Annotated in this window: 23 protein-coding genes and 1 rRNA gene (1 of these 24 running past the window's edge); 17 read left to right on the forward strand and 7 right to left on the reverse strand. The window is 41.7% G+C overall.

The annotated features are described in order from the left end of the window. Window positions 1-4 precede the first annotated feature (4 nt). Complete coding sequence (fadB, locus tag VOI46_RS00055) at window positions 5-2,164, reverse strand: fatty acid oxidation complex subunit alpha FadB (RefSeq protein WP_004588049.1); 2,160 nt, start codon at window positions 2,162-2,164, stop codon at window positions 5-7. A 295-nt stretch (window positions 2,165-2,459) separates the two neighbouring features. On the opposite strand from fadB, the gene VOI46_RS00060 reads away from it, so the two are divergent. The 8 genes from VOI46_RS00060 (at window position 2,460) to VOI46_RS00095 (ending at window position 10,162) form a co-directional block, all read left to right on the forward strand. Next, window positions 2,460-4,346 carry a transglycosylase SLT domain-containing protein gene (locus VOI46_RS00060; protein WP_324738103.1) on the forward strand — a complete coding sequence of 629 codons (1,887 nt, stop codon included), beginning with the start codon at window positions 2,460-2,462 and terminating at the stop codon, window positions 4,344-4,346. 185 nt (window positions 4,347-4,531) lie between these two features. Further along, on the forward strand, window positions 4,532-5,854 hold the full coding sequence (gene pepQ, locus VOI46_RS00065) for a Xaa-Pro dipeptidase (RefSeq protein WP_004588047.1): 1,323 nt from the start codon (window positions 4,532-4,534) through the stop codon (window positions 5,852-5,854). A gap of 86 nt (window positions 5,855-5,940) precedes the next feature. Beyond that, window positions 5,941-6,555 (forward strand): YigZ family protein, encoded by a 615-nt coding sequence (locus VOI46_RS00070; RefSeq protein ID WP_004588046.1) that lies wholly within the window; start codon window positions 5,941-5,943, stop codon window positions 6,553-6,555. 50 nt (window positions 6,556-6,605) lie between these two features. Next, a complete protein-coding gene (locus VOI46_RS00075) occupies window positions 6,606-8,057 on the forward strand; it encodes a TrkH family potassium uptake protein (protein ID WP_004588045.1) in 1,452 nt (483 codons plus the stop codon). A gap of 29 nt (window positions 8,058-8,086) precedes the next feature. After that, window positions 8,087-8,749 (forward strand): flagellar brake protein, encoded by a 663-nt coding sequence (locus tag VOI46_RS00080; protein WP_004588044.1) that lies wholly within the window; start codon window positions 8,087-8,089, stop codon window positions 8,747-8,749. 464 nt (window positions 8,750-9,213) lie between these two features. Then, a complete protein-coding gene (locus VOI46_RS00085; RefSeq protein WP_004588043.1) occupies window positions 9,214-9,426 on the forward strand; it encodes an EF-hand domain-containing protein in 213 nt (70 codons plus the stop codon). Window positions 9,427-9,555: 129 nt separating this feature from the next. Continuing rightward, the gene (locus VOI46_RS00090) at window positions 9,556-9,768 is read left to right on the forward strand and encodes a calmodulin-like protein (protein ID WP_004588042.1); all 213 of its coding nucleotides are present in this window, start codon (window positions 9,556-9,558) and stop codon (window positions 9,766-9,768) included. Window positions 9,769-9,946: 178 nt separating this feature from the next. Further along, the gene (locus tag VOI46_RS00095; protein WP_004588041.1) at window positions 9,947-10,162 is read left to right on the forward strand and encodes an EF-hand domain-containing protein; all 216 of its coding nucleotides are present in this window, start codon (window positions 9,947-9,949) and stop codon (window positions 10,160-10,162) included. Window positions 10,163-10,247: 85 nt separating this feature from the next. Here the strand turns inward: VOI46_RS00095 and trkA are convergent, their stop codons facing one another. From trkA to def, 4 genes are all read right to left on the reverse strand, one after another. Next, on the reverse strand, window positions 10,248-11,624 hold the full coding sequence (gene trkA, locus VOI46_RS00100) for a Trk system potassium transporter TrkA (protein ID WP_004588040.1): 1,377 nt from the start codon (window positions 11,622-11,624) through the stop codon (window positions 10,248-10,250). A gap of 75 nt (window positions 11,625-11,699) precedes the next feature. Next, window positions 11,700-12,995 (reverse strand): 16S rRNA (cytosine(967)-C(5))-methyltransferase RsmB, encoded by a 1,296-nt coding sequence (gene rsmB, locus VOI46_RS00105; protein WP_004588039.1) that lies wholly within the window; start codon window positions 12,993-12,995, stop codon window positions 11,700-11,702. Further along, window positions 12,988-13,941, reverse strand: a complete 954-nt coding sequence (fmt, locus tag VOI46_RS00110; RefSeq protein WP_004588038.1) for a methionyl-tRNA formyltransferase — start codon at window positions 13,939-13,941, stop codon at window positions 12,988-12,990. The genes rsmB and fmt overlap by 8 nt, the downstream gene beginning before the upstream one ends. Before the next feature lie 21 nt (window positions 13,942-13,962). Next, window positions 13,963-14,469 (reverse strand): peptide deformylase, encoded by a 507-nt coding sequence (def, locus tag VOI46_RS00115; protein ID WP_004588037.1) that lies wholly within the window; start codon window positions 14,467-14,469, stop codon window positions 13,963-13,965. 119 nt (window positions 14,470-14,588) lie between these two features. Between def and VOI46_RS00120 the strand changes: the two genes are divergently transcribed. The 6 genes from VOI46_RS00120 to hemF all read left to right on the forward strand — a co-directional run bounded on the left by VOI46_RS00120 (window position 14,589) and on the right by hemF (window position 19,518). Further along, on the forward strand, window positions 14,589-15,710 hold the full coding sequence (locus VOI46_RS00120; protein ID WP_004588036.1) for a LysM peptidoglycan-binding domain-containing protein: 1,122 nt from the start codon (window positions 14,589-14,591) through the stop codon (window positions 15,708-15,710). Window positions 15,711-15,741: 31 nt separating this feature from the next. Continuing rightward, a complete protein-coding gene (gene dprA / locus VOI46_RS00125) occupies window positions 15,742-16,833 on the forward strand; it encodes a DNA-processing protein DprA (protein ID WP_004588035.1) in 1,092 nt (363 codons plus the stop codon). A 1-nt stretch (window position 16,834) separates the two neighbouring features. Further along, window positions 16,835-17,308, forward strand: coding sequence for a DUF494 family protein (locus VOI46_RS00130; RefSeq protein ID WP_004588034.1), 474 nt, complete (start codon window positions 16,835-16,837; stop codon window positions 17,306-17,308). Between the two features lie 97 nt (window positions 17,309-17,405). Next, window positions 17,406-17,981 carry a type I DNA topoisomerase gene (locus VOI46_RS00135; RefSeq protein WP_004588033.1) on the forward strand — a complete coding sequence of 192 codons (576 nt, stop codon included), beginning with the start codon at window positions 17,406-17,408 and terminating at the stop codon, window positions 17,979-17,981. Window positions 17,982-18,002: 21 nt separating this feature from the next. Beyond that, window positions 18,003-18,566, forward strand: coding sequence for an L-threonylcarbamoyladenylate synthase (locus tag VOI46_RS00140; RefSeq protein WP_004588032.1), 564 nt, complete (start codon window positions 18,003-18,005; stop codon window positions 18,564-18,566). A 1-nt stretch (window position 18,567) separates the two neighbouring features. Beyond that, on the forward strand, window positions 18,568-19,518 hold the full coding sequence (hemF, locus tag VOI46_RS00145; protein WP_004588031.1) for an oxygen-dependent coproporphyrinogen oxidase: 951 nt from the start codon (window positions 18,568-18,570) through the stop codon (window positions 19,516-19,518). Between the two features lie 93 nt (window positions 19,519-19,611). Here the strand turns inward: hemF and VOI46_RS00150 are convergent, their stop codons facing one another. After that, window positions 19,612-20,049, reverse strand: a complete 438-nt coding sequence (locus VOI46_RS00150) for a group II truncated hemoglobin (RefSeq protein WP_004588030.1) — start codon at window positions 20,047-20,049, stop codon at window positions 19,612-19,614. A 53-nt stretch (window positions 20,050-20,102) separates the two neighbouring features. On the opposite strand from VOI46_RS00150, the gene aroE reads away from it, so the two are divergent. Together aroE and VOI46_RS00160 are read left to right on the forward strand one after the other, a co-directional pair. Then, the gene (gene aroE / locus VOI46_RS00155; protein ID WP_004588029.1) at window positions 20,103-20,927 is read left to right on the forward strand and encodes a shikimate dehydrogenase; all 825 of its coding nucleotides are present in this window, start codon (window positions 20,103-20,105) and stop codon (window positions 20,925-20,927) included. Next, window positions 20,924-21,184 carry a DUF1488 domain-containing protein gene (locus tag VOI46_RS00160; protein WP_004588028.1) on the forward strand — a complete coding sequence of 87 codons (261 nt, stop codon included), beginning with the start codon at window positions 20,924-20,926 and terminating at the stop codon, window positions 21,182-21,184. The genes aroE and VOI46_RS00160 overlap by 4 nt, the downstream gene beginning before the upstream one ends. On the opposite strand, the gene VOI46_RS00165 is transcribed toward VOI46_RS00160, so the two are convergent. After that, window positions 21,167-21,703: a gamma carbonic anhydrase family protein gene (locus VOI46_RS00165; protein WP_004588027.1), complete on the reverse strand. Its 537-nt coding sequence runs from the start codon at window positions 21,701-21,703 to the stop codon at window positions 21,167-21,169. The two genes, VOI46_RS00160 and VOI46_RS00165, sit on opposite strands and share 18 nt — an antisense overlap. Before the next feature lie 597 nt (window positions 21,704-22,300). On the opposite strand from VOI46_RS00165, the gene VOI46_RS00170 reads away from it, so the two are divergent. Beyond that, window positions 22,301-22,310: ribosomal RNA gene (locus VOI46_RS00170) — 16S ribosomal RNA — on the forward strand (it continues 1,526 nt past the right edge of the window).

Raw genomic sequence — 22,310 nt, forward strand, 5'->3', positions numbered from 1 at the left:
GATATTAACCTTCCACCTTATAGAAAACACGACCTTCTTCGGCCCATTTGCGAGTTTGCTCTGATACTTGGTAAATCGCGCCTAGGTGAGCATATTTGTCTGCTGCTGCAACAAAGTTAGCTAAACCTGTTTGATCTAAGTAACGGAACGCACCGCCTCTAAATGGAGGGAAACCAACGCCGTATACAAGGGCCATATCAGCTTCTTGAGGAGAAGCAACAATGCCTTCTTGTAAACAAAGAAGCACTTCGTTGATCATTGGGATCATACAACGGTCGATAATTTCTTGTTTATCAAATTCTTTCGGTGCATCAGTAATTGGCGCTAGTAGCTCAACTGCTGTTGCATCGGTTGATTTTTTAAGACGACCACGACGGTCTGTTTCGTACTTGTAAAAACCTGCTTTGTTCTTTTGACCAAAACGTTTTTCGTTAGCAAAAACAGTCACCGGATCTTTTTCTGCGCGTGCCATACGCTCAGGGAATCCGTCAGCCATTACGCCAGTACAATGGTAAGCCGTATCAATACCTACAACATCAAGCAGGTAAGCCGGGCCCATTGGCCAGCCAAATACGTTTTCCATTACTTTATCTACTTTTGCAAAGTTAGCGCCTTCAACAACTAATTTGCTAAAGCCTGCAAAGTAAGGGAATAAAACACGGTTTACAAAAAAGCCTGGGCAATCATTTACAACAATGGGTGACTTGCCAAGTTTAAGAGCGTAATCAACAACTGCGTTAATTGTTTTATCAGAGGTTTTTGCACCACGGATAATTTCTACTAATGGCATTTTTGGTACTGGGTTGAAAAAGTGCATACCACAGAAATTTTCTGGTTTATCGAGTGCTTCTGCAAGTAAGTCTATGCAAATAGTCGATGTGTTTGATGTAAGTACCGTGCCTTCTGGCATGTTCTTTTCAAGGTCAGCTAATACCGCTTGCTTAACTTTAGGGTTTTCTACAACCGCTTCAACAATAATGTTGGCGTTTTGTAGGTCTGCATCGTTAAGCGTTGGCTTAATTTTGCTAAGCGTTGCCAGCATTTTTTCCATTGGCATATGGCCGCGTTTAACTTTTGCACCAAGTAGTTTAGATGCTTCACCCATACCTAAATCAAGCGCATCTTGTTGGATGTCTTTCATTATGATTGGTGTGCCTTTATAAGCAGACTGGTATGCAATACCGCCGCCCATAATACCAGCGCCTAATACAGCCGCTTGTTTAATTTCTACATCGCTGTGCTTAGCAAGCTTACGTGCTTTACCTTTAATAAACTGGTCATTTAAGAAAATACCGGTTTGCGCTGCAGCTTCATTAGTACGCGCAAGTTTTGCAAAGTTAGCATTTTCGATTGCCATTGCTTCATCGCGAGTAAAGTTGGCCGCTGCTTTAATAGTGCGAACTGCCATAACCGGAGCAGGATAGTGGCCTTTGGTTTTACCCATTACCATACCTTCTGCCATTGCAAAGCTCATGCCTTGCTCAACACGGTTTAATTTAAGTGGCTGAAGTTTAACATCGCGCTTTGCTTGCCAATCTAGCTTGCCGGCAATTGCTAATTCAAGTGTTGCTAGGCTTGACTCTAAAAGTTTGTCAGCACTAACTACCGCGTCAAACGCACCTACTTTTAGGGCGTCAGCGGCACGGTTTTCTTTGCCTGAGGTGATCCAAAGCATGGCGTTATCTGCGCCAATAATGCGTGGTAAGCGCACTGTGCCACCAAAACCAGGCATTATACCTAGTTTAACTTCTGGTAAGCCCATTTTAGCGGTTTCGCTTGCAACGCGATAATCGGTAGCAAGTGCCCACTCACAGCCGCCGCCAAGTGCCAAGCCATTTATAGCGCTAAGAGTTGGGAATGGTAAGTCTTCGATTGCGTCAAAAACGTCGGTTGCGTTTTTGATCCACGTTACTAATTCTTCTTCTGGTTTAGTAAATGTTGGTAAAAATTCGAAGATATCTGCACCAATAATAAAGTGATCTTTATCACTGGTAAAAATCATGCCTTTGATATCAGAATTAGACGCTAATTCTTTTAATGCTGCTGCACAATCTGAAAGAGTTTGCTGAGATAGTGTGTTTACAGAACCTGCAACACAAAACTTAAACTCGGCGATGTTTTCCTTTAGGAAGCTAACTTCAAAGGAATCGCTTTTATATAACATTATTATTCTCCCTAGTTGACGAACTAAGACTGGTACGATGAGTTTGCATTTCGACCAGTGTGCTTGCTTTAAAATTAAAATGCAACGAAAAATTTAACTCGGTTACAAACGGTTGGTTAAAATATAGCTGGTTTGGTGCTAAGGTGTACTGGAATGTGCTAAAGGTACTCATTAATTATTATGAGTGCGTAAATTAAATGTTGTTCATACTTTATTAAAGGCACTCTCATTATTGTTTTAGTGTCTCAAACTGAAAATTATTAACCCTGACAGGTCGTTAAACCTAAAGGATATTATGAAAAAATTTTTATTAAGCGCTGTGGCAGCTGCCTTTATTCTTCCTTTTAGTTCTGCCCAAGCGAGTATCGATAATGACGCGTTTTTAGATGCTGAAAAAAAAGTGCGCTATGGAAGCTACCAAGACTTTAAAGAAGTAATAAACGGGTTAGACCACCCGCTAAAGCCGTATGTCGAAAAAACATATTGGCAACGCCATCCCAATTTTAAATACCAAAGCGAAATAGAAGATTACCTAACCATTTATGAACATACCCCGCTTGAGTGGCCGGTACGCAAAGCGTGGTTAGAGTATCTTGAAAAAAACAATAAAAAAGCAGCTTATATAAAAAACTACCGAGAAACGTCTAACGCAGCACTAACATGCACGTTTTTAGATTTTCAGCTTGGTTTAGGGGCGCCAGAAAAAGCCATTTTTAATCAGGTTACCGATTTATGGACGGTGGGTAAGTCGCAACCGAATGAATGCGACTCGCTATTTTCGCTTTGGCGCAAAAAAGGTTATTTAAATAATGAGCTTGTATGGAAGCGCATAACGCTTGCAGCGCAGGGCGGTACGCAAAGTTTACTCCCTTATTTAAAAACGTTGTTACCTAAAAACGAGCGTTACTTAGCCGATTTATACTTAAAAGTACGCCGTGACCCTAGTGCGGCAGCAGGCTTGTATCGTTATAAAACTAAGTCGGCAAAAGAAGCGCAAATAGCCATTTATGGTGTTAAGCGTTTAATTTGGCGCGATAAAGCGCTGGCTTTAAGAGCCTGGCAAAAGCTAGAAAAAATGTTTACTTACAGCGATGAAGAAAAAGCAGATCTATATTACACGTTTGCTTTATCGCTTGCTTCAAGTGGGCATAAGCAGGCCAGCTTTTGGCTTAATAAAGTGCCTAAAGCGCGACAAGACAGAAAGCTAATTCAGTGGCAACTTGGTAATATGCTTAAAACCCAAGACTGGGAAGGCATAGCGGCTTTTTTTACAGGTAAAGACGATTTAAGTTTAGGCCAGCAATATTGGCTTGCTTATAGCTATGCTAAGCGAGGCGAGCAACAAAAAGCAGACGAAATTTGGACTAAAGTGGCCGCTAACCGCGATTACTATGGTTTTTTAGCGGCGGCACGATTAGGGCTGCCGGTTGATTTAAATAATCAGCCTTTGCAGGTTGATCAAAAACTAGTAGAGAAGGTGAAGAATGCGCCGGGCTTTAAACGTGCAAAAGCACTTTACGAACTCGAGCGTTTTACCTCTGCACGCCGAGAATGGAATTACTTAACGAACACCTCTACTGATGAAGAAAAACTAGCTGCCTCAAAGGTTGCAGCGCAAAACAATTGGCACGATAACGTTATTTTCACGTTAGCTAAAATTAAAGCATGGGATTATGTTGAACTGCGTTTTCCGTTTGCATTTCAAGATATATTTGAGCGCTACAGTAAACGCAGCAAAATAGACCCCGCGTGGAGTATTGCAATTGCACGGCGCGAAAGCTCGTTTGCACCAGATGCGCGTTCGCATGCAAATGCGCGTGGTTTAATGCAATTGCTCCCTAGTACGGCAGAATACGTTAACAAAGCAAGGGTATCGAGTACGCGTTTGTACCAACCTAAAACCAATATACGCTTAGGTACTAGTTACTTGCAGTACTTAAAAAAGAAAAACAAAGGTAATGAAATACTTGCTACGGCTTCTTACAACGCAGGGTATCATCGTATTAAACGCTGGTTACCTGACGAAGCCATACCAGCAGAGCTATGGGTTGAGCTGATCCCGTATAGAGAAACGCGAGATTACGTAAAAAATGTGTTTGCTTATCGCCAGGTTTATCACACCCGGATGGGCCGAGAAGGAAACGTGCTCGCGCCGTTACTCAAAATGAAAATGGGCGGGTAAATTATGTAATACCAATTGCCTAAAATATTTAGCCATTCTAGCGTGCTAAATAAAGGGCTAATAACGTAACACGATGGGTATAAGTATTAGGGGGATATTTACATGTTAAATATCCCCCTTTTTTTGAGCGCTTTACGTTTAAGTGGTAGACTCAAAGCAAGTTAAATTTAACAGATGGATTAACAATGGATAAATTAGCCGTTTTATATGCAGAGCATATTGCTACATTACAACAACGTACGCGTACAATTTGTGACCGTGAAGGGCTCGAGGGTTTAGTTATTCACTCAGGCCAAGCTAAGCGCCAGTTTTTAGACGACATGTATTACCCATTTAAAGTTAATCCACACTTTAAAGCATGGCTTCCTGTTATTGATAATCCACATTGTTGGATTGTGGTAAATGGTAGCGATAAACCTAAGCTTATTTTTTACCGCCCAGTTGATTTTTGGCACAAAGTACCAGATGAGCCGCGTGATTTTTGGGCAGAGTACTTTGATATAGAATTGTTGCTACAGCCTGATCAAGTTGAAAAACTATTACCTTACGATAAAGCTAAATACGCTTACATGGGCGAATACCTAGAGGTAGCGCAAGCGCTTGGCTTTAGTATTATGAACCCTGAGCCGGTACTTAACTATTTTCATTATAACCGCGCTTATAAAACGCAGTACGAGCTTGAATGTTTACGCCAAGCCAACCGCATTGCGGTAGATGGACATAAAGCAGCACGCGATACGTTTTATAATGGTGGTAGCGAATTTGATATTCAGCAAGCGTACCTTATGGCTACACGCCAAAGCGAAAACGAAATGCCGTATGGCAACATAGTAGCGCTTAACGAAAACTGCGCTATTTTGCACTACACACATTTTGAGCCAAAAGCACCGCTTACTCATAATTCGTTTTTAATCGATGCTGGTGCAAACTTTAATGGGTATGCCGCAGATATAACCCGTACGTACGATTTTAAAAAGCAGGGCGAATTTGCTGAGCTAGTACAAACTATGACGGCAATACAAATTGAGTTAGGCAACGCATTAAAGCCAGGCATGTTATATGGCGATTTACACGTTGATTGTCATAACCGTATTGCGCAAATTCTTAGCGACTTCAATATTGTAAACTTACCAGCAACAGAAATTGTGGAACGTAAAATTACCTCAACATTTTTCCCTCATGGCTTGGGCCATCACCTTGGCTTACAAGTGCACGATATGGGCGGCTTTATGCGTGATGATAAAGGCACCCACCAGCCATCGCCAGAAGGGCACCCATTCTTGCGTTGTACTCGTAAAATAGAGAAAAACCAAGTGTTTACTATTGAGCCAGGGCTTTACTTTATAGACTCATTATTAGGTGATTTAGCGCAAACCGACAGTAAGCAGTTTATTAACTGGGAAAAAATTGAGTCGTTAAAACCATACGGCGGTATTCGTATTGAAGACAATATTATTGTTCACGAAGACAGCCTAGAAAATATGACTCGTGACTTAGCGCTCGACTAAGCTAATAAAGACGAGCTCGCCAATACGCGCTAAAATACGCGAATGCAAAGGGGCCTTTTGGCCCCATTTTTAATTAAGCTTTAATTATGTCTGAATATAAATACCCCGCCGATGATGTGTTTCATCAAGAAGAAATTAAAAAAAGCACCTTTATAGTTCATATTGCGCATACGCCAGACCTAGAGGCTGCTAAAGAATTTATTAAAAGCATTGAAGAAAAGTACCCAGATGCTCGCCATAATTGTTGGGCGCACGTAGCGGGTAACCCAGGCGGAAGCCATGTTTATGGTTTTTCTGATGATGGCGAGCCAAATGGTACCGCAGGAAAGCCCATGCTTAATGTGCTGGTGGGTTCTGGACTTGGCGAAATTACTGCGGTTGTCACCCGTTATTTTGGCGGTATAAAGCTGGGCACCGGTGGGTTAGTACGTGCCTATGGTGGGTCGCTTAATAATGCACTTTCGCAGCTAAAAACGGTGACTAAAGTACCGAGTATCGAGATTGTAGGCCAAAGCGAATACAGCATGCAGGGCGCAATAGAGCAATTGTTAAAAACCAATTATCAAGTACTTAATATAGAAAAACAATTTACTGCTAATATTGAATGGGTTATTACTATTGATAGCCGCCAAGCAAAACAGGCCATTAAAGATATTTTTGATTTAAGCCATGGCGTAGTTGAGTTAACTATCAAAGAGTAAGACAATAACTTACACACTTATATTTACTAATAATAAAAGCGATAAGCTACATGCAATTTCGTACCATCATAAAAATCCTTGGCCAACTTGTTGCGCTGTTTAGTATTACCATGGTGCCGCCTGCGGTGGTGTCTTTATTTTATAAAGATGGTGGTGGTGTTCCTTTTGTATTAGCGTTTATATTTAGTGTGGTTATTGGTTTAACAGCTTATTACCCAAACAGGCATGAAAACGGCGACTTAAAAGCACGCGAAGGCTTTTTAATTGTTGTACTGTTTTGGCTGGTACTAGGGGCGTTTGCATCGTTACCGCTGATTTTCTTACAAGAACCTAATTTGTCTATGGCCGATGCGGTGTTTGAGGCCTTTTCTGGCCTTACAACCACTGGGGCCACTGTACTTACCGGAATTGAATACCTGCCTAAGTCTGTTTTGTTTTATCGCCAGCAATTACAGTGGTTTGGCGGTATGGGTATCATTGTACTTGCTGTTGCTATTCTGCCCATGCTTGGGGTCGGTGGCATGCAGTTATACCGAGCTGAGATCCCAGGCCCAGTAAAAGATTCAAAAATGACCCCCCGCATTGCCGATACCGCAAAGCACCTTTGGTACATTTATGTGTCGTTAACGGTAACCTGTATGTTGGCGTATTGGGCGGCAGGTATGGAGTGGTTTGATGCTATATGCCATGCGTTTTCTACAGTGGCGATTGGCGGTTTTTCTACTTACGATGCCTCAATAGGGCACTTTGATAGCCCTGTTATTAACTTTATATGTGTTTTCTTTTTAATTATTGCTGCGGTTAACTTTTCACTGCATTACGCGGCGGTAGCGAGTCGTAATATTCAGGTATACATTCGTGACCCTGAATTTAAAGTTTTTTTACTGATACAGTTAGCGCTGGTGGTGATTTGTTTTACGGTGCTCTCATCTAACGAAATATTTGCCGATGGCGATGAAACCCTCGATCAGGCCTTATTTCAGGCGGTGTCTATGAGTACCACAGCCGGTTTTGCCACCGATAACTTTTCTACTTGGCCGCTGTTTTTACCTATATTGCTTATTTTTTCGAGCTTTATAGGTGGCTGTGCAGGTTCAACCGGTGGCGGTATGAAAGTTGTACGCGTGTTTTTACTTTACCTACAAGGCATACGTGAGCTTAACCGCTTAGTGCACCCACGTGCTATATACTCTATTAAGCTTGGTCGTAAAGCCCTGCCCGATAAAGTAGTTGAAGCGGTTTGGGGGTTTTTCTCAGCGTACGCATTGGTGTTTATTATTATAATGCTGGCACTAATGGGAACCGGCATGGACAACATTACCGCGTTCTCTGCTACGGCGGCGTGTTTAAATAATTTAGGCCCAGGCTTAGGTGATGTTGCCTCGCATTATGGGGCGGTGAGCGATGGTGCCAAATGGCTATTAACCATTGCCATGGTATTTGGTCGCTTAGAAATTTTCACCTTACTCGTGCTATTTACGCCGACCTTTTGGCGTGGGTAATAATATAAAAATGATGCTTAGGAACAGGCATGCCACATTCTAATTTAGATAAATTACACCAGTTAACAACAGGGCGATTGGTCGACTTGGAAATTGTTACGCCTACCAGTAGTAAACGCGTAAAAACAGAGTTTATTGGCTTGCTAGAAAATAAATTTATTATTTTAAATTACCCAAGTTCAAAGCGTTTACCTGCTGCAAGTGATTACCTACGTGATGGTGTAATGGTGGTGGTAAGAGCGGTTATAGAAGGCAGTGGCGGCCAAGTAATAGCATTTAGGCAGCAGCTTATGTCGGTTGCCTCACACCCTGCTAGGCTCATTTTTATTAATTACCCTACGCAAGTGCAGTTATTTGCACTGCGCGCGCAAACACGCATACCTACCTTATTACCTGCAAAATTAACTCTAAGTGACGATAGAGTACTTGAAGGGGTGATTAAAGACATCTCGCTTACCGGGGTGATGTTTGATGTCCGCGGCGATCAAAACGATGAAAATATTAAAGATATGCAATGCACGGTGACGGTTGATACCAACAATAAAGCATTTACTGGCGAAATATGCAGTGTAAAAGAACACGCCGCGGGAGTTAATTGTGGTATTAAACTTTTAGCCAGTGAAGATGAAATGAAGGCATTTATGAAAGAGCACTTTATCGATCCCGCAATGCTTGAGTTGCCATTAGAATAAGCACTTTCGCTTAATAGCAACAAATGGCCATTTTTTATTTGAGTGGCAGTCATATTTTTTAAAACTTCACAAAATAATTTTTATTTTCTATAAAAATCAGCTGTATAGATTAGTTTTACGAGTGAGTTATTTTAATACGTTAGCTCCCCCTCACGGCTAAAATTTAGTCTCTTTTTTCGATAAATCTCCATCCTTACAATTTACGCCGAAAATTGTAGCTTTTTTCTCTTATGTAACTAGCTGTTTTTATTGTATTTAAAAACTTAGCTTTACCCTTTGTTGCTAGTTTGCAACATAAAACCCCCGCAAATTTATCAAAAATAGCCAAGCACTCTTTTAACTGATTGAAATTAATGAACTTTTAAAACTTGGCATTCAAGTTGTAATAGTCTGGCTGTACTGAACAATAACGTGATTTAAAGTAAAACACTTAATCGCACACATATACTTGAAGGAATTATATTATGAAAAGCATTAATAAAACTTTAGCACTTATCGCCCTTGCTTCATCATCAGCGGCATTTGCAGCAACCGATTTTGATACGTTAGATGTAGATGGCAGCGGCACGATTAGCAAATCAGAGGCATCAATTGATGCAAAACTGATGAGCATGTTCTCAGAATTAGATACTGACCAAGATGGTGAGCTATCAAAAGAAGAATTTTCAGAAGCTTAAAGTGTGGTAACAATCCTGAGTTGCCAATGACAACCTAAGTAGGCAAGGGAGCTTACGAAAAAGGATTACAAGGATTGCGTACACCACGTAGTGAACTTAACTAATTTGTTTATATTGAAGGATTAAATTATGAAGCATTTAAATAAAGCACTCGCATTTATGGCTATTGCCTCTTCTTCTGCTGCATTTGCAGGGACTGATTTTGACACGCTAGATGTAGATGGCAATGGTGCCATTAGCCAAGCTGAGGCATCGGTTGATGCGGATTTAATGGCTGAGTTTGTTGAGCTTGATACCGACGGAAATGGTGAGCTTTCAAAGCAAGAGTTCTCTAAATACTAGGGTGTGATGATCTTTGCCAATTGAGCGCAGGACAGCGCATGTTCACTTAGCGAAGAGTCATTTGCTCTAATCCAATGTGCATTAAAACTTAATAATGCAAATTGGCAAAAGCACTTTTTAGTTAATTTTTAAACCCATGGATCTTAGAAAAGGATTTCCACTTAATTAGGACACAACTATGAAAACATTAAATACAGCACTTGCCGTTATCGTATTAGCTTCTTCATCAGCGGCGTATGCTGCAGTCGACTTTGCCTCGTTTGATGCCGATGGTGATGGTGCAATTTCAAAGCAAGAAGCGCAGGTAAATTCACAGCTAGTGAAAATTTTTGACCAGCTAGATACTGATGGTAATGGTGAAATTTCTGAGCAAGAGTTTTCAAAAGTACAGTAATTAGTAAGCTGCTAAGCAGGGTTGCCTAGCATTAAAAAACATACTCCACTAAAGCCGCCTTAGTCAGCGGCTTTTTTGTGTTTAACTATAAAAATATAGCGCTAACTTGGAATAGCTTTTCTACTACGTTGATATGCTTTTTATCGATTAAAAACATAATAACGTGATCACCAGACATAATAACCGTGTCGTCGTGGGCAATCAGTACGTCGTCATTACGTACAATAGCGCCAATCGTTGTACCTGCAGGTAGCTTGATATCGGCAATCGCACGGCCAACTACTTTTGATGTGTTTTCATCGCCGTGGGCAACGGCTTCAATGGCCTCTGCCGCGCCTTTACGTAACGAGTACACATTAACAATATCGCCACGGCGTACGTGTGTAAGTAGCGCCGAAATAGTTGCTTGTTGTGGTGATATAGCAATATCTATTTCACCCCCTTGCACTAAATCTACATACGCACCACGCTGAATAAGCACCATGGTTTTTTGTGCGCCCATGCGTTTTGCAAGCATGGCCGACATTATATTTGCTTCATCGTCGTTGGTTACAGCAATAAACACATCAACTTGTTCTATGTGCTCTTCAGATAGTAGTTCTTGGTCTGAGGCGTCTCCACAAAACACGACGGTGTTATCTAGCATTTCAGAGAGTTGCTCAGCACGCTCTTTACTGCGCTCTAGTAACTTAACGCTGTGGTTTTTTTCCAGTGAGCGAGCAAGGCCTGCACCAATGTTACCACCACCGGCTATCATAATTTTTTTATAAGAACGCTCAAGCTTTTGTAGCTCGTTCATAACCGCACGAATATGCTTAGTGGCAGCAATGAAAAATACTTCATCGTCCGCTTCTATTACCGTGGTGCCCAGCGGCTTTATAGCTTTACCTTGGCGATAAATTGCTGCTACACGGGTTTCTACATTCGGAATATGTTCTTTTAAAGCAGAAAGCGCATATCCCACTAATAAGCCACCGTAGTAAGCTTTTACAGCCACAAGAGAGAGCATGCCATCGGCAAATTGCAGCACTTGCAACGCGCCTGGGTAATCTATTAAACGGCGAATATATTTGGTAACAAGTGCTTCGGGGGCAATATAGTGATCAACCGGGAGGTCATCGTTATGAAATAGCTTTTCGCGGTATTTTAAATATTGCTCTGATCGGATACGGGCTATTTTAGTTGGCGTATTAAAAATACTATACGCGACTTGGCAGGCCACCATATTAACTTCATCTGAGCTGGTTACCGCAATAATCATGTCGGCGTCTTCAGCACCTGCACGTCTGAGCACATCTGGGTGTGCACTGTGCCCCGTGACCCCTTGTAAGTCGTACTTATCTTGTAGCTCTCGTAAGCGGTTGCCGTCTATATCAACAACGGTTATTTCGTTTTGTTCGCCAACTAAGTTTTCAGCAAGCGTACCACCGACTTGTCCGGCACCGAGTATGATTATTTTCATTATTTACCCGAATTACTGTTTAATTAAAAAAATAGCCATTTACTGTTTAATAAATGGCTATTGAGTGTACGGCTATTAGGCTTTTTTAACTAGCTTAGCGTAATAAAATCCGTCGCTTTCACCTGGTAGTAATTGTAAACCAGGGTTGGTAACTGTGTCGTTGTCGTGCAGTGGTATATGCTCAACGTCACTATTATTAGCTAAAAATTTAGCGACTTGCTGTTGGTTCTCTTGCGGCAGTACCGAACAGGTTGCGTATATCATTGTGCCGCCTGGTTTAAGTAGCGGCCAAATGCTATTGAGTATATCGCTTTGTAGTGTGGCTAAATCTTCAATGTCTGATGCGCGGCGAAGCCATTTAATATCTGGATGGCGGCGTATAACACCGGTTGCCGAACAAGGGACATCTAATAAAATGCGGTCAAACTGTTGCTCATCCCACCAGGTGTGTGGCTGCGAAGCGTCTGCACATTGTAGATCTGCGCCTAAACCGATACGGGTTAAATTTTGTTTAACACGTTCTAGGCGAGTAGCGTCACTATCAAGTGCTAATACTTCTGCATCGGCAAGCTCTAATATATGACATGTTTTACCGCCAGGTGCTGCACAGGCATCTAAAATGTATTCATCAGCTTGAGGTGCTAAAAAGCGTGCGGCTAATTGCGCTGCGGCGTCTTGTACAGAGCAGGCGCCCACATCAAATTCTGGCAACGAAAATACATCACGCGGCTTAGCTAGTTTAATACCATCAACAAACTCAGGGTTTAACGTGTGCTCTATATCGTTAGCCGTTAACATTTCGCTGTATTGTTGCGTGCTGTATTGGGCTTGATTGACACGTAACCACATAGGGGCTTGTTGTTGGTTTTCTTCAAGAAGCGCTTCCCAGTTGTCTGGGTAGGCAGCTTGCACTTGTTTAATAAACCAATTTGGATGGTTATATAAACACACTGGTATTTGCTTGGCTTTTTCTTCAAGCTCGCTTTGTTGGCGCTGAAAACTACGCAAAATAGCGTTGATTAAGCCTTTTAAGCCTAATGCACGCATTTGGCCAAGGGCATTAACGGTTTCAGAAATGGCGGCATGCGGTGGCACGCGCATATGCTGCAGCTGATAGATACCGACATACAACAAAAACTGAAAAATACGACGCTTACCTTTAAGTGGCTGCTCTACTAAATGTTGGCAGTAGTTTTCAAGGCTAGGTAGGTAGCGCAACACGCCGTAACAAATTTGCTGTAATAGCGCTTTGTCTTTAGGGGGCAGCCCTTGGCTGGCAAATGGTAGCTCTTGATTTAGCGAAGCGCCTTTATCAACCACGTTATATAAAGTTTCAGCGGCAAGCGCACGTACGTTTTGAACATTACTCATTGTTTTCGCCTAATACGGTGCCAGGAGTTACCCAGTCACTGCGACCGTTTAAAAAGTCGCTAATTGCCATTGGTTTTTTACCTTGGGGTTGCAGCTGTGTAATACTTAATGCCTGCTTGCCACACGCCACTACAATGCCGTTTTTATCGCTTGATAAAACAACGCCCGCAGGGCCTGTTTGCTCAACGACTGAGGCTTGGTAAATTTTTACGCTGTGCTCACCCATTTGAGTAAAACACACTGGCCATGGATTAAATGCACGTATATTACGCTCAATTTGTACGGCATCCATCGTCCAATCAATATTTGCTTCCTCTTTTGAAAGCTTTTTAGCGTAATTTGCCAACTCGTCGTTTTGCGGCTCTGCTATAAGCTCGCCATTGGCTAACTTATTAATGGTTTGAACAAGTGCTCTGGGACCAAGTTCAGCCAGTTTAGTGTATAAACTGGCACTGGTTTCATCCGCAGCAATAGGGCAGCGGCTAATGTGCAGCATGTCGCCGGTATCAAGCCCTTCATCCATTTGCATTATGGTTACGCCGGTATCTTCATCGCCAGCCCAAATTGCGCGCTGTATAGGCGCAGCACCGCGCCAGCGCGGTAAAATAGAGCCATGCACATTTAAACACCCTAAGCGTGGTGCCTCTAAAATGGCTTTTGGTAAAATTAAGCCATAAGCCACCACAATCATGATATCGGCATTTAAGCTTTTAAGCTCAGTGAGTGCGTCTTCATTTTTTAATGATTGTGGCTGAAAAACAGGTAGTTCATGTTCAAGCGCAAGCGCTTTTACTTCACTGGCTTTTAATTTTTTACCACGCCCAGCAGGGCGATCTGGTTGGCTGTAAACACCAACAATTTGGTGTTCGCTTTGAATTAACGCTTGTAGGTGACGAGCGGCAAAGTCCGGCGTACCGGCAAATATAATGCGTAGTGGTTTTGTCACTGAGTTTTCCTAAGGTGCTTATTACTTCGCGGCAAATTTAGCTTCTTTTTCAAGCTTTTTGCGAATACGTTGACGCTTTAATGGCGATAGGTAATCAATAAATAGTTTACCTTGTAAGTGATCTAGTTCGTGTTGAATACAAATAGCTAATAGCTCATCTGCATCTAGTACAAATTCTTCACCATTTTCGTTAAGAGCAGCAACGGTTACGGTTTCAGCACGGTCTACTTTTGCGTAAGAGTTAGGCACTGATAAACAGCCTTCTTCGCTAATTGTTGCACCATCTTTTTTAATAATTTGTGGGTTAATTAAAACCAGTGGTTCGTCGCGTTCTTCTGATACGTCGATCACCACAATACGTTGATGAATATCAACCTGTGTAGCAGCTAGCCCAATGCCGTTTTCATCGTACATTGTCTCTAGCATGTCTTTTACAATTTGGCGAACGTTGTCATCAACCTGTGCAACTTCTTTTGCTACCGTACGTAAACGCTCATCTGGAAATCTTAAAACTTCTAACCTAGCCATAGTTACCTTTTTACACTTGTGCTTAATTTAGGGTATTGTATGCTCTTATTTTAGCCATTCGCGTTCCCCTTTAACAGGTTTTGGTCAATAATAATGAAAAAACAATACAAGGAAGCCCAATGAAATCTCAATTGGCTGCAATTATGTTTGCACTAAGTACTGCTTTTCCTGCAGTCGCTGATGTTTTACAAATAAAAAAAGATGCTCCAAAACAATATGTTGTAAAAAAAGGCGATACCCTTTGGGATATTTCCGGCATTTATTTAGAAGAACCATGGCTGTGGCCAGAGTTGTGGCAAATGAACCCGCAAATAGATAACCCGCATCTAATTTACCCAGGCGATGCACTCGCGTTAGTGTACGACGCCGACGGTAACCCGCGTTTGGTGATTAATAAAGCGTACAGAAAGTTATCGCCGCAAGGGCGTATTACACCAAAAGGTAATAACGCCATCACCACTTTGCCACTTGAAATAATTAAACCTTATTTAAGTTATGAGCAAGCAATTAATAGCGATGACATAGATGATAAGCCGTATATTTTAGGGGCAAACGAAAATACTAAAACGCAAACTCTCGGGCATATTTTATACGTTAAGGGCGATTTAAAAGTACATAAAGCGTATGCTATTTATCACAAAGGCGAACCTTACATAGATACACAAACCGGTGAAGAGCTAGCTACTCGCGCTACTTATGTCGGTATGGCTCGTGCATTTAGAACGGGCGATGAAAGCAATGGCGTACCATCGTCTTTACGGGTTGAGTCAGTTAAACAAGAAATACAACAAGGCGATTTTTTACTCCCTGCTATGCAAGGGCAAATGTTACCAGCGTACTTTAATATGCATCGTCCTAAGCAAAGTGTATCAGGCAGTGTTATTGACTCGCCGCGCCAAGTAAGAGAATTCAGCACAATGGATGTAGTGGTGCTAAACTTAGGTGCTGAGCAACAAATTGAAGTTGGTCATATCCTCGATTTAGAACGCCAATCACCCACCGTTATTGATGGCCCACGAGGACCGCGTTATCCAGAGGATTCGAGCAAATTTGAAAAGCTTTTATCTGATGCAGGTGAATTATTTGGCAGCGAGCCAGATGAAGACACCACAACATGGACAATGCCACACGAAAAAGTGGGTGAGTTAATTGTATTTAAAGTGTATGACAAAGTGAGTTATGCATTAATAACAAAAAATCAGCACCCAATTCGCGTTGGAGATAGTGTAGTAATTCATTAAGTTGTAGCGAGTCGGTGCTCTAGGAGAGAGCATGGATCAGTCATCTGGCAAGCTAGCCCACTGGCTTGCCTTTTATATGTGTAAAGGCTTAGGTATTAAAACACTGTTAGCCTTATCACATACTCACCCCCTCGAATCATTATTTGATTTAAACCAAAGTGAATTACAACAGCTTGGCCTTACCCAAAACCAAGCCTGCAACTTACTCAATACCAATTGGCAGCAAGTAAACCATTACGAGCAACAAATACAGCAGCTTAATATTACAGTGGTGTGTATTTTTGATGCGCTATACCCAAACGAGCTAAAACACATAGCCAGTGCCCCTTTACTGTTATTTTGTAAAGGCGATATATCGCTGTTATCTAGCCCGCAAGTGGCCATTGTTGGTAGTAGAAACGCGACCCCTACGGGGCTCGAAATAGCCTCGGAGCTTGCTTATCAGCTTACTTTAGCCGGTATTACTGTTACCTCGGGCATGGCGAGAGGTATTGATGGTGCCGCGCACAAAGGCGCATTGGCCAATAATGGCAAAACAATTGGTGTATTAGGGACTGGGGTTGATATTTACTACCCCAAACGCCATAAATTATTAACAGACCAAGTATTAGAGCATGGCTTATTAATAAGCGAGTTTTTACCGGGTACCGCCGCTAATGCGCATAACTTTCCACGCAGAAACCGTATTATATCAGGGCTGTCTTTAGGCGTGGTTATTGTAGAGGCTGAAATTAAAAGCGGTTCATTGATCACGGTACGTTACGCTATTGAACAAAATAAAGAAGTGTTTGCAGTACCTGGCTCTATTAAAAACCCTTTATCGCAAGCGAGTCATTTTTTAATAAAGCAGGGCGCTAAGTTAGTCGAAAATGTAACAGATATTTTGGATGAGGTGAGCTTTTCTTATCAAAGCGGTCTATATAATAAAGAGGAGCCTGTAAACAAACAGTCACAGTGTGAGGTGTTAAATAGTATAGGGTATGAGGTAACCAGTGTTGATGAAATTGTACGTCGCGCCAAGTGGCCAATTGATAAAGTGCTGGCAAGGTTGCTCGATTTAGAGTTAGACGACGAAATAGAGCGAGTGTTAGACGGGTATATAAAGCTAAGCACAGGAAGGTAATATGTTTGATATTCTCATGTATCTTTTTGAAAACTACATTCACAGTGAAGCCGATATTTATATTGAAGAAAACGAGCTTACCGATGAATTACTTCGCGCGGGCTTTAATAAGACCGAAATTTTTAAAGCGTTAAACTGGCTTGAACAATTGGCCGATTTACAACGCAGCGACGAGTCGCCCTACTTAATTACAAAGCCTCACCAAGCAATGCGCATTTTTACCGATAGCGAATGCAAAATGTTAAACGTTGAATGCCGTGGCTTTTTGATGTTTTTAGAGCAAATAAGGGTCGTTAACAGTGTAACCCGTGAAATGGTTATGGACCGCCTAGCCGCATTAGATAAACCTTATATTTCGCTCGATGACTTAAAGTGGGTGGTGCTTATGGTGTTATTTAACGTACCTGGCTCAGAAGAGGCTTACGAGCAAATGGAAGACCTTATATTTGACGAACCCACCGAACTTCTACATTAAAATTGTATGCCAAACCACTTAAACATATATGCACAGCTTGTATCTTTAAGTGGTTTGGGTATATTAGGCGAAAATTCAGCAACCCATTAGGAACCTCATGAGTAAAATCGACCATTCGCTTTTCTCGGCGGATAAACACGCCTTAGAAAAAGAATACGAAGTCTGCCCACAATGTGGTTCTGAATTAGTGATCCGTAACTCTAAAACAGGTCCGTTTTTGGGTTGTGCTAGTTACCCTAAATGCGACTTTATTCGTCCATTAGCGCATCACGACAGCAACGAAATAAAGGTGCTTGAAGATTCAGCCTGCCCACAGTGCACAAAACCGCTGGTGGTTAAAAACGGCCGTTATGGTATGTTTATTGGGTGTACAGGGTACCCTGAGTGTCATTATATCGCCCACGATGACGAACCTAATAATAACGATGATGAATTACCTGGGTGTCCTAAATGTAAAAAAGGGCAGCTAGTTGCACGCAGCAATAAATTTGGTAAAACGTTTTACTCATGCGATTGTTACCCAAGCTGTAAATATACTCTAAATAACAAACCCATAGCCAAGCCATGCCCTAAGTGCGATTGGCCGCTTGTTATTGAGAAAAAAATGGCCAATGGTACTGTGCTACAGTGCCCACAAAAAAGTTGCCTGCATAAACTTACCACTACTGATTAATATAAATTTCTGGAGCATATTTTGTCAGACCTTTCTACATTGCCTACGGCTATATCTTGCTTAGAACAAGGTGAAGTTATTTTATATCCTACTGAAGCTGTCTATGGTTTAGGGTGTGATCCAGATAATCAGCAAGCTGTTGAGAAGTTGCTAGAAATAAAACAGCGTCCCGTTGAAAAGGGCCTTATTCTAATCGCCGATAACTACGGCCAGTTATTAAAGTATGTTGACGATGTAAAGCTGCCAATGGACAAACGCGCTGATATTTTTTCTAGTTGGCCCGGTGCTATTACCTGGGTAATGCCTGCAGCTAAAAATACGCCTAAATGGTTAACAGGGCAGTTTGATACGATTGCCGTTCGGGTTACTGATCATCCAAGTGTTAAGCGCTTATGCCAGCAATTAGGCAAGCCTCTTGTCTCTACTAGTGCTAATTTAACCGGACAGCCAACGGTAACAAGTATTGAACAAGCCAAGCAGCAATTTGCAGATAAGGTAGGCTGTTACATTGATGAGCCCTTAGGGGGCAACACGCAGCCAAGCACAATTAAAGACGCCATGACTGGCAAAGTATTTAGAGGTTAATATGCAAAGCGAATTATTGAAACAAGTAAAAGCGTATTTTATGGCTTTGCAAGACACCATTTGCCAAGGTTTAGAGCAGGCCGATGGCAGTGCAAAATTTGTAGAAGATAGCTGGCAACGTGCCGAAGGCGGTGGCGGGCGTACGCGTGTTACCACTAACGGCAATGTAATAGAGCAAGGCGGCGTTAACTACTCGCATGTTTTTGGTGCATCTATGCCGGGCTCTGCGACCGCTCATAGGCCTGAGCTTGCAGGGCGAAGCTTTCATGCATGTGGTGTTTCATTAGTTATTCATCCAAAAAACCCACATGTTCCTACAAGTCATGCCAATGTACGCTTTTTTATAGCTGAAAAAGAAGGCGAAGAGCCTATTTGGTGGTTTGGCGGAGGGTTTGACTTAACGCCTTTTTACCCCGTTTTTGAAGATGTACAGCATTGGCACCAAGTCGCACACGACATTTGTGCACCATTTGGTGAACAAGTGTATCCAAAATACAAAACGTGGTGTGATGAATATTTTTACCTAAAACATCGCGACGAAACACGCGGTGTAGGCGGCTTATTTTTTGATGACTTAAACGAGCTAGGGTTTGAGCAGAGCTTTGCATTTATGCAATCGGTTGGTAATGGTTTTTTAGATGCGTACTTACCTATTATTGAGCGTCGTAAAAATGATGAATACACGCAACAGCAGCGTGACTTTCAATTGTATCGCCGCGGTCGTTACGTAGAATTTAACCTTGTGTGGGATAGAGGCACTTTATTTGGTTTACAAAGCGGTGGGCGCACAGAGTCTATATTAATGTCGATGCCACCACTGGCGCGTTGGGAGTACAATTATAAGCCCGCGCCCGACAGCGCAGAGGCTAATTTGTATCAATACTATTTACGTCCACAAGAGTGGCTAAGCACTAAACCTACTGATTTGATAGCCAGAGAGTGGCAGTTATAAATATTAAATTAAGGTAGGGGCTGTTTAATCCGCAAAGGTCAATAAACCCTAATAAAAGGCGCTAAACAGCGCCTTTTTGCTAAGCAGTTACAATTAGTGTTCATTAATCATATGGGTGGCAAGTTGTCCAAAAGACTGCTTTAACCCTTCGCGCAGTAGGGGGTTGTCTACTTCTATATCGAGGGTTTTATTCATGCAATACATCCACTGATCGCGCAGGTCTTTATTTATAGTAAAAGGCATATGACGTTTGCGCAGCATAGGTTGGCCATGTTTTTCAGTAAATAGGTTAGGGCCGCCTAACCAACCCGATAAAAACTCAAAAAATACTTGGCGAATTCTATCTAATGGCAGAGGATGCATATCATATAATGGTTTGACGTGTTCATCGCTGGCCATTATGTCGTAGAATCTATTAGCAATAGCACGGGTACCTGCTTCTCCACCAATTATTTCATATGGTGTTTTCTCAGGAGTGGGCGCTGGTTGCTCAGGAGCTGGTTTAGATTTTGAAAAAAGTCGTTTAATCATATTACTTATCATCGTTAATAGGCAGTGTATAGCTGCAAAGAGGTTGCTTTAAAATGGACAAATATGCGGTTTTTGGAAATCCAATCAAACATTCAAAATCCCCCGCGATACATAAACAATTTGCTGTATCTTTGGGTGAGCAAATCGACTACCGCGCAATATTAGCACCTATCGATCACTTTGAAAAAACAGTAACCACCTTTTTTGAGCAAGGCGGAATAGGTGCCAACGTTACTATGCCATTTAAAGAGCAAGCGTATGCCATGGCTGATGAACTCACCCCACTTGCTAAAATTGTTGGTGCAGTTAACACACTTAAAAAACGCGATGATGGCACTTTATTAGGCGATAACACCGATGGCGTGGGCTTTGTTAATGATTTACTTGCCAATGAAGTGACAATTACCAATAAGCGTATTTTAATTATTGGTGCTGGTGGCGCAGCAAGAGGGGTGATACTACCGCTACTTGAGCATAATCCAGCTGAAATAACGATTGTTAATCGCACGGCAAAAAAAGCGCAAGACTTAGCACAACTATTTGCTGAATATGGCAAGGTAACAGGCTATGGGTTTGATACACTACCTGTAAGCAATTACTCACTTATCGTAAATTCTACCTCTAGCAGTATGAACAACGAGTTACCTGCACTTGACGAAAAATACCTAAGTCAGTGCACGGTGGCATACGATATGTTTTACTCCCAGCAAAATACCATATTTATGAACTGGGTTGCAGAGCATAATAACCACGCTAAGCTGTTAGATGGCAGTGGTATGTTGGTAGGCCAAGCCGCACAGGCATATTATGTATGGCGTAATAAAATGCCCGCCATACTTCCTGTTGTTAAAGCACTAAAACAAGGCATGCTTAAATGAATCAAGCCATACAGTTTATAGATAGACTCGAGTTTAGAGAACCTTCCCACCAACTAGTCTTTTTTGCACAAGTAACAGGGATGCTGGTGGAGTGTATTATAGATTTACGAAAGCTAGGGCTTCAAGATGAAAGCCATGCAACGCAGCATTTTGATAAATACCGATTTGATTACGAAGAATGTGCCGAGCAACTTATAGAAAATGAAAGTTATAACTCGGCAGGGCAGATAGAAGTGAATCTAGTTGATCTCTGCTAAATACTCGTCTTTTAATTGCACATAGTTATCTGCCGATACTTTTAAAAAGGCAAGCTCTTGCTCTGTTAATGGGCGGGCTTGCTTTACTGGACTACCAACATATAAATAACCAGACTCCAATCGTTTATTTGGCGGTACTAATGAACCCCCACCAATAATAACGTCGTCCTCTACTATTACATTATCCATTACAATAGCGCCCATACCGACAAGTATACGATTTCCAAGCGTACATCCATGAAGCATCACCTTGTGTCCTACTGTCACATCATCACCAATAATAAGTGGGTAACCATCTGGGTTACTTTTAGTCGCGCGTGATAAATGAAGAACACTACCATCTTGTATATTTGTACGTTCACCAATACGTATATAGTTAACATCTCCTCGCGCTGCAACTAATGGCCATACGCTACTGTGGTCACCAATAGTAATATCTCCTACCAAAACAGACGATTCATCAACATAAACAGACGAATTAAAAGAGGGAGTCACACCTTTATAAGAACGGATAGCCATATATATACCTTTTAAATACCAGTTATAGTCGCTTGAGTGTAACAGCAACACTTAAATATAGGCCAGAAAAGGCCTGTTTTGATTATAAAACTACCAGTTATAGAGGGTTTAGTTCACATATTGACCGAACAGTGCTTTTTTTTGGTTTTTCTTTAAAAAAGTGCTTGCGTAAAAATCTGTTCTCCCTATAATGCGACCCCACTGAGACGGGTAACGCTGAAGCATAGCAAGGCACGAGCTCCTCAGAGAGTTAAGTAAAACTTCAATTTTAAATCTTCTAAAAAGAAAGTTTGAAATTAAGTGTTGACTCGAAAAATAAAGGATGTATTATACGCATCCCTAGCGACAACGTCGCAACGTTCTTTAACAATATAAAGCAATCATCTGTGTGGGCACTCGTACAGATTGAGTTCTAACAGCCAAGCTACTTAGGTAGCGAGGCAAACAAATTTAGAGTCTCAATTGAAACTGAGTGACCAACAGCAATAACTTACTTAGGTTTTACTTAAGAAAAGAATTGCAGCACAGTCAATTCAATATCGAAAGATATTAAATAAATTCAGAATTCATTGAGCTGTAGAAAGACACAAAACTTTTTAATTGAAGA

This window comes from Pseudoalteromonas sp. CuT4-3, assembly GCF_035666335.1.
In the GTDB taxonomy this organism is placed as follows: domain Bacteria; phylum Pseudomonadota; class Gammaproteobacteria; order Enterobacterales; family Alteromonadaceae; genus Pseudoalteromonas; species Pseudoalteromonas atlantica.

Bases quoted from the DNA above. Each gene is read 5' to 3' on its own strand.
- VOI46_RS00150 (WP_004588030.1), bottom strand. From the start codon at position 20,049: ATGATTAAACGACTTTTTTCAAAATCTAAACCAGCTCCTGAGCAACCA.
- aroE (WP_004588029.1), top strand. From the start codon at position 20,103: ATGGACAAATATGCGGTTTTTGGAAATCCAATCAAACATTCAAAATCC.
- VOI46_RS00130 (WP_004588034.1), top strand. From the start codon at position 16,835: ATGTTTGATATTCTCATGTATCTTTTTGAAAACTACATTCACAGTGAA.
- VOI46_RS00060 (WP_324738103.1), top strand. From the start codon at position 2,460: ATGAAAAAATTTTTATTAAGCGCTGTGGCAGCTGCCTTTATTCTTCCT.
- VOI46_RS00095 (WP_004588041.1), top strand. From the start codon at position 9,947: ATGAAAACATTAAATACAGCACTTGCCGTTATCGTATTAGCTTCTTCA.
- VOI46_RS00165 (WP_004588027.1), bottom strand. From the start codon at position 21,703: ATGGCTATCCGTTCTTATAAAGGTGTGACTCCCTCTTTTAATTCGTCT.
- VOI46_RS00075 (WP_004588045.1), top strand. From the start codon at position 6,606: ATGCAATTTCGTACCATCATAAAAATCCTTGGCCAACTTGTTGCGCTG.
- VOI46_RS00070 (WP_004588046.1), top strand. From the start codon at position 5,941: ATGTCTGAATATAAATACCCCGCCGATGATGTGTTTCATCAAGAAGAA.
- VOI46_RS00160 (WP_004588028.1), top strand. From the start codon at position 20,924: ATGAATCAAGCCATACAGTTTATAGATAGACTCGAGTTTAGAGAACCT.
- hemF (WP_004588031.1), top strand. From the start codon at position 18,568: ATGCAAAGCGAATTATTGAAACAAGTAAAAGCGTATTTTATGGCTTTG.
- VOI46_RS00080 (WP_004588044.1), top strand. From the start codon at position 8,087: ATGCCACATTCTAATTTAGATAAATTACACCAGTTAACAACAGGGCGA.
- VOI46_RS00120 (WP_004588036.1), top strand. From the start codon at position 14,589: ATGAAATCTCAATTGGCTGCAATTATGTTTGCACTAAGTACTGCTTTT.
- pepQ (WP_004588047.1), top strand. From the start codon at position 4,532: ATGGATAAATTAGCCGTTTTATATGCAGAGCATATTGCTACATTACAA.
- VOI46_RS00085 (WP_004588043.1), top strand. From the start codon at position 9,214: ATGAAAAGCATTAATAAAACTTTAGCACTTATCGCCCTTGCTTCATCA.
- rsmB (WP_004588039.1), bottom strand. From the start codon at position 12,995: ATGAGTAATGTTCAAAACGTACGTGCGCTTGCCGCTGAAACTTTATAT.
- trkA (WP_004588040.1), bottom strand. From the start codon at position 11,624: ATGAAAATAATCATACTCGGTGCCGGACAAGTCGGTGGTACGCTTGCT.
- VOI46_RS00135 (WP_004588033.1), top strand. From the start codon at position 17,406: ATGAGTAAAATCGACCATTCGCTTTTCTCGGCGGATAAACACGCCTTA.
- dprA (WP_004588035.1), top strand. From the start codon at position 15,742: ATGGATCAGTCATCTGGCAAGCTAGCCCACTGGCTTGCCTTTTATATG.
- def (WP_004588037.1), bottom strand. From the start codon at position 14,469: ATGGCTAGGTTAGAAGTTTTAAGATTTCCAGATGAGCGTTTACGTACG.
- VOI46_RS00090 (WP_004588042.1), top strand. From the start codon at position 9,556: ATGAAGCATTTAAATAAAGCACTCGCATTTATGGCTATTGCCTCTTCT.
- fadB (WP_004588049.1), bottom strand. From the start codon at position 2,164: ATGTTATATAAAAGCGATTCCTTTGAAGTTAGCTTCCTAAAGGAAAAC.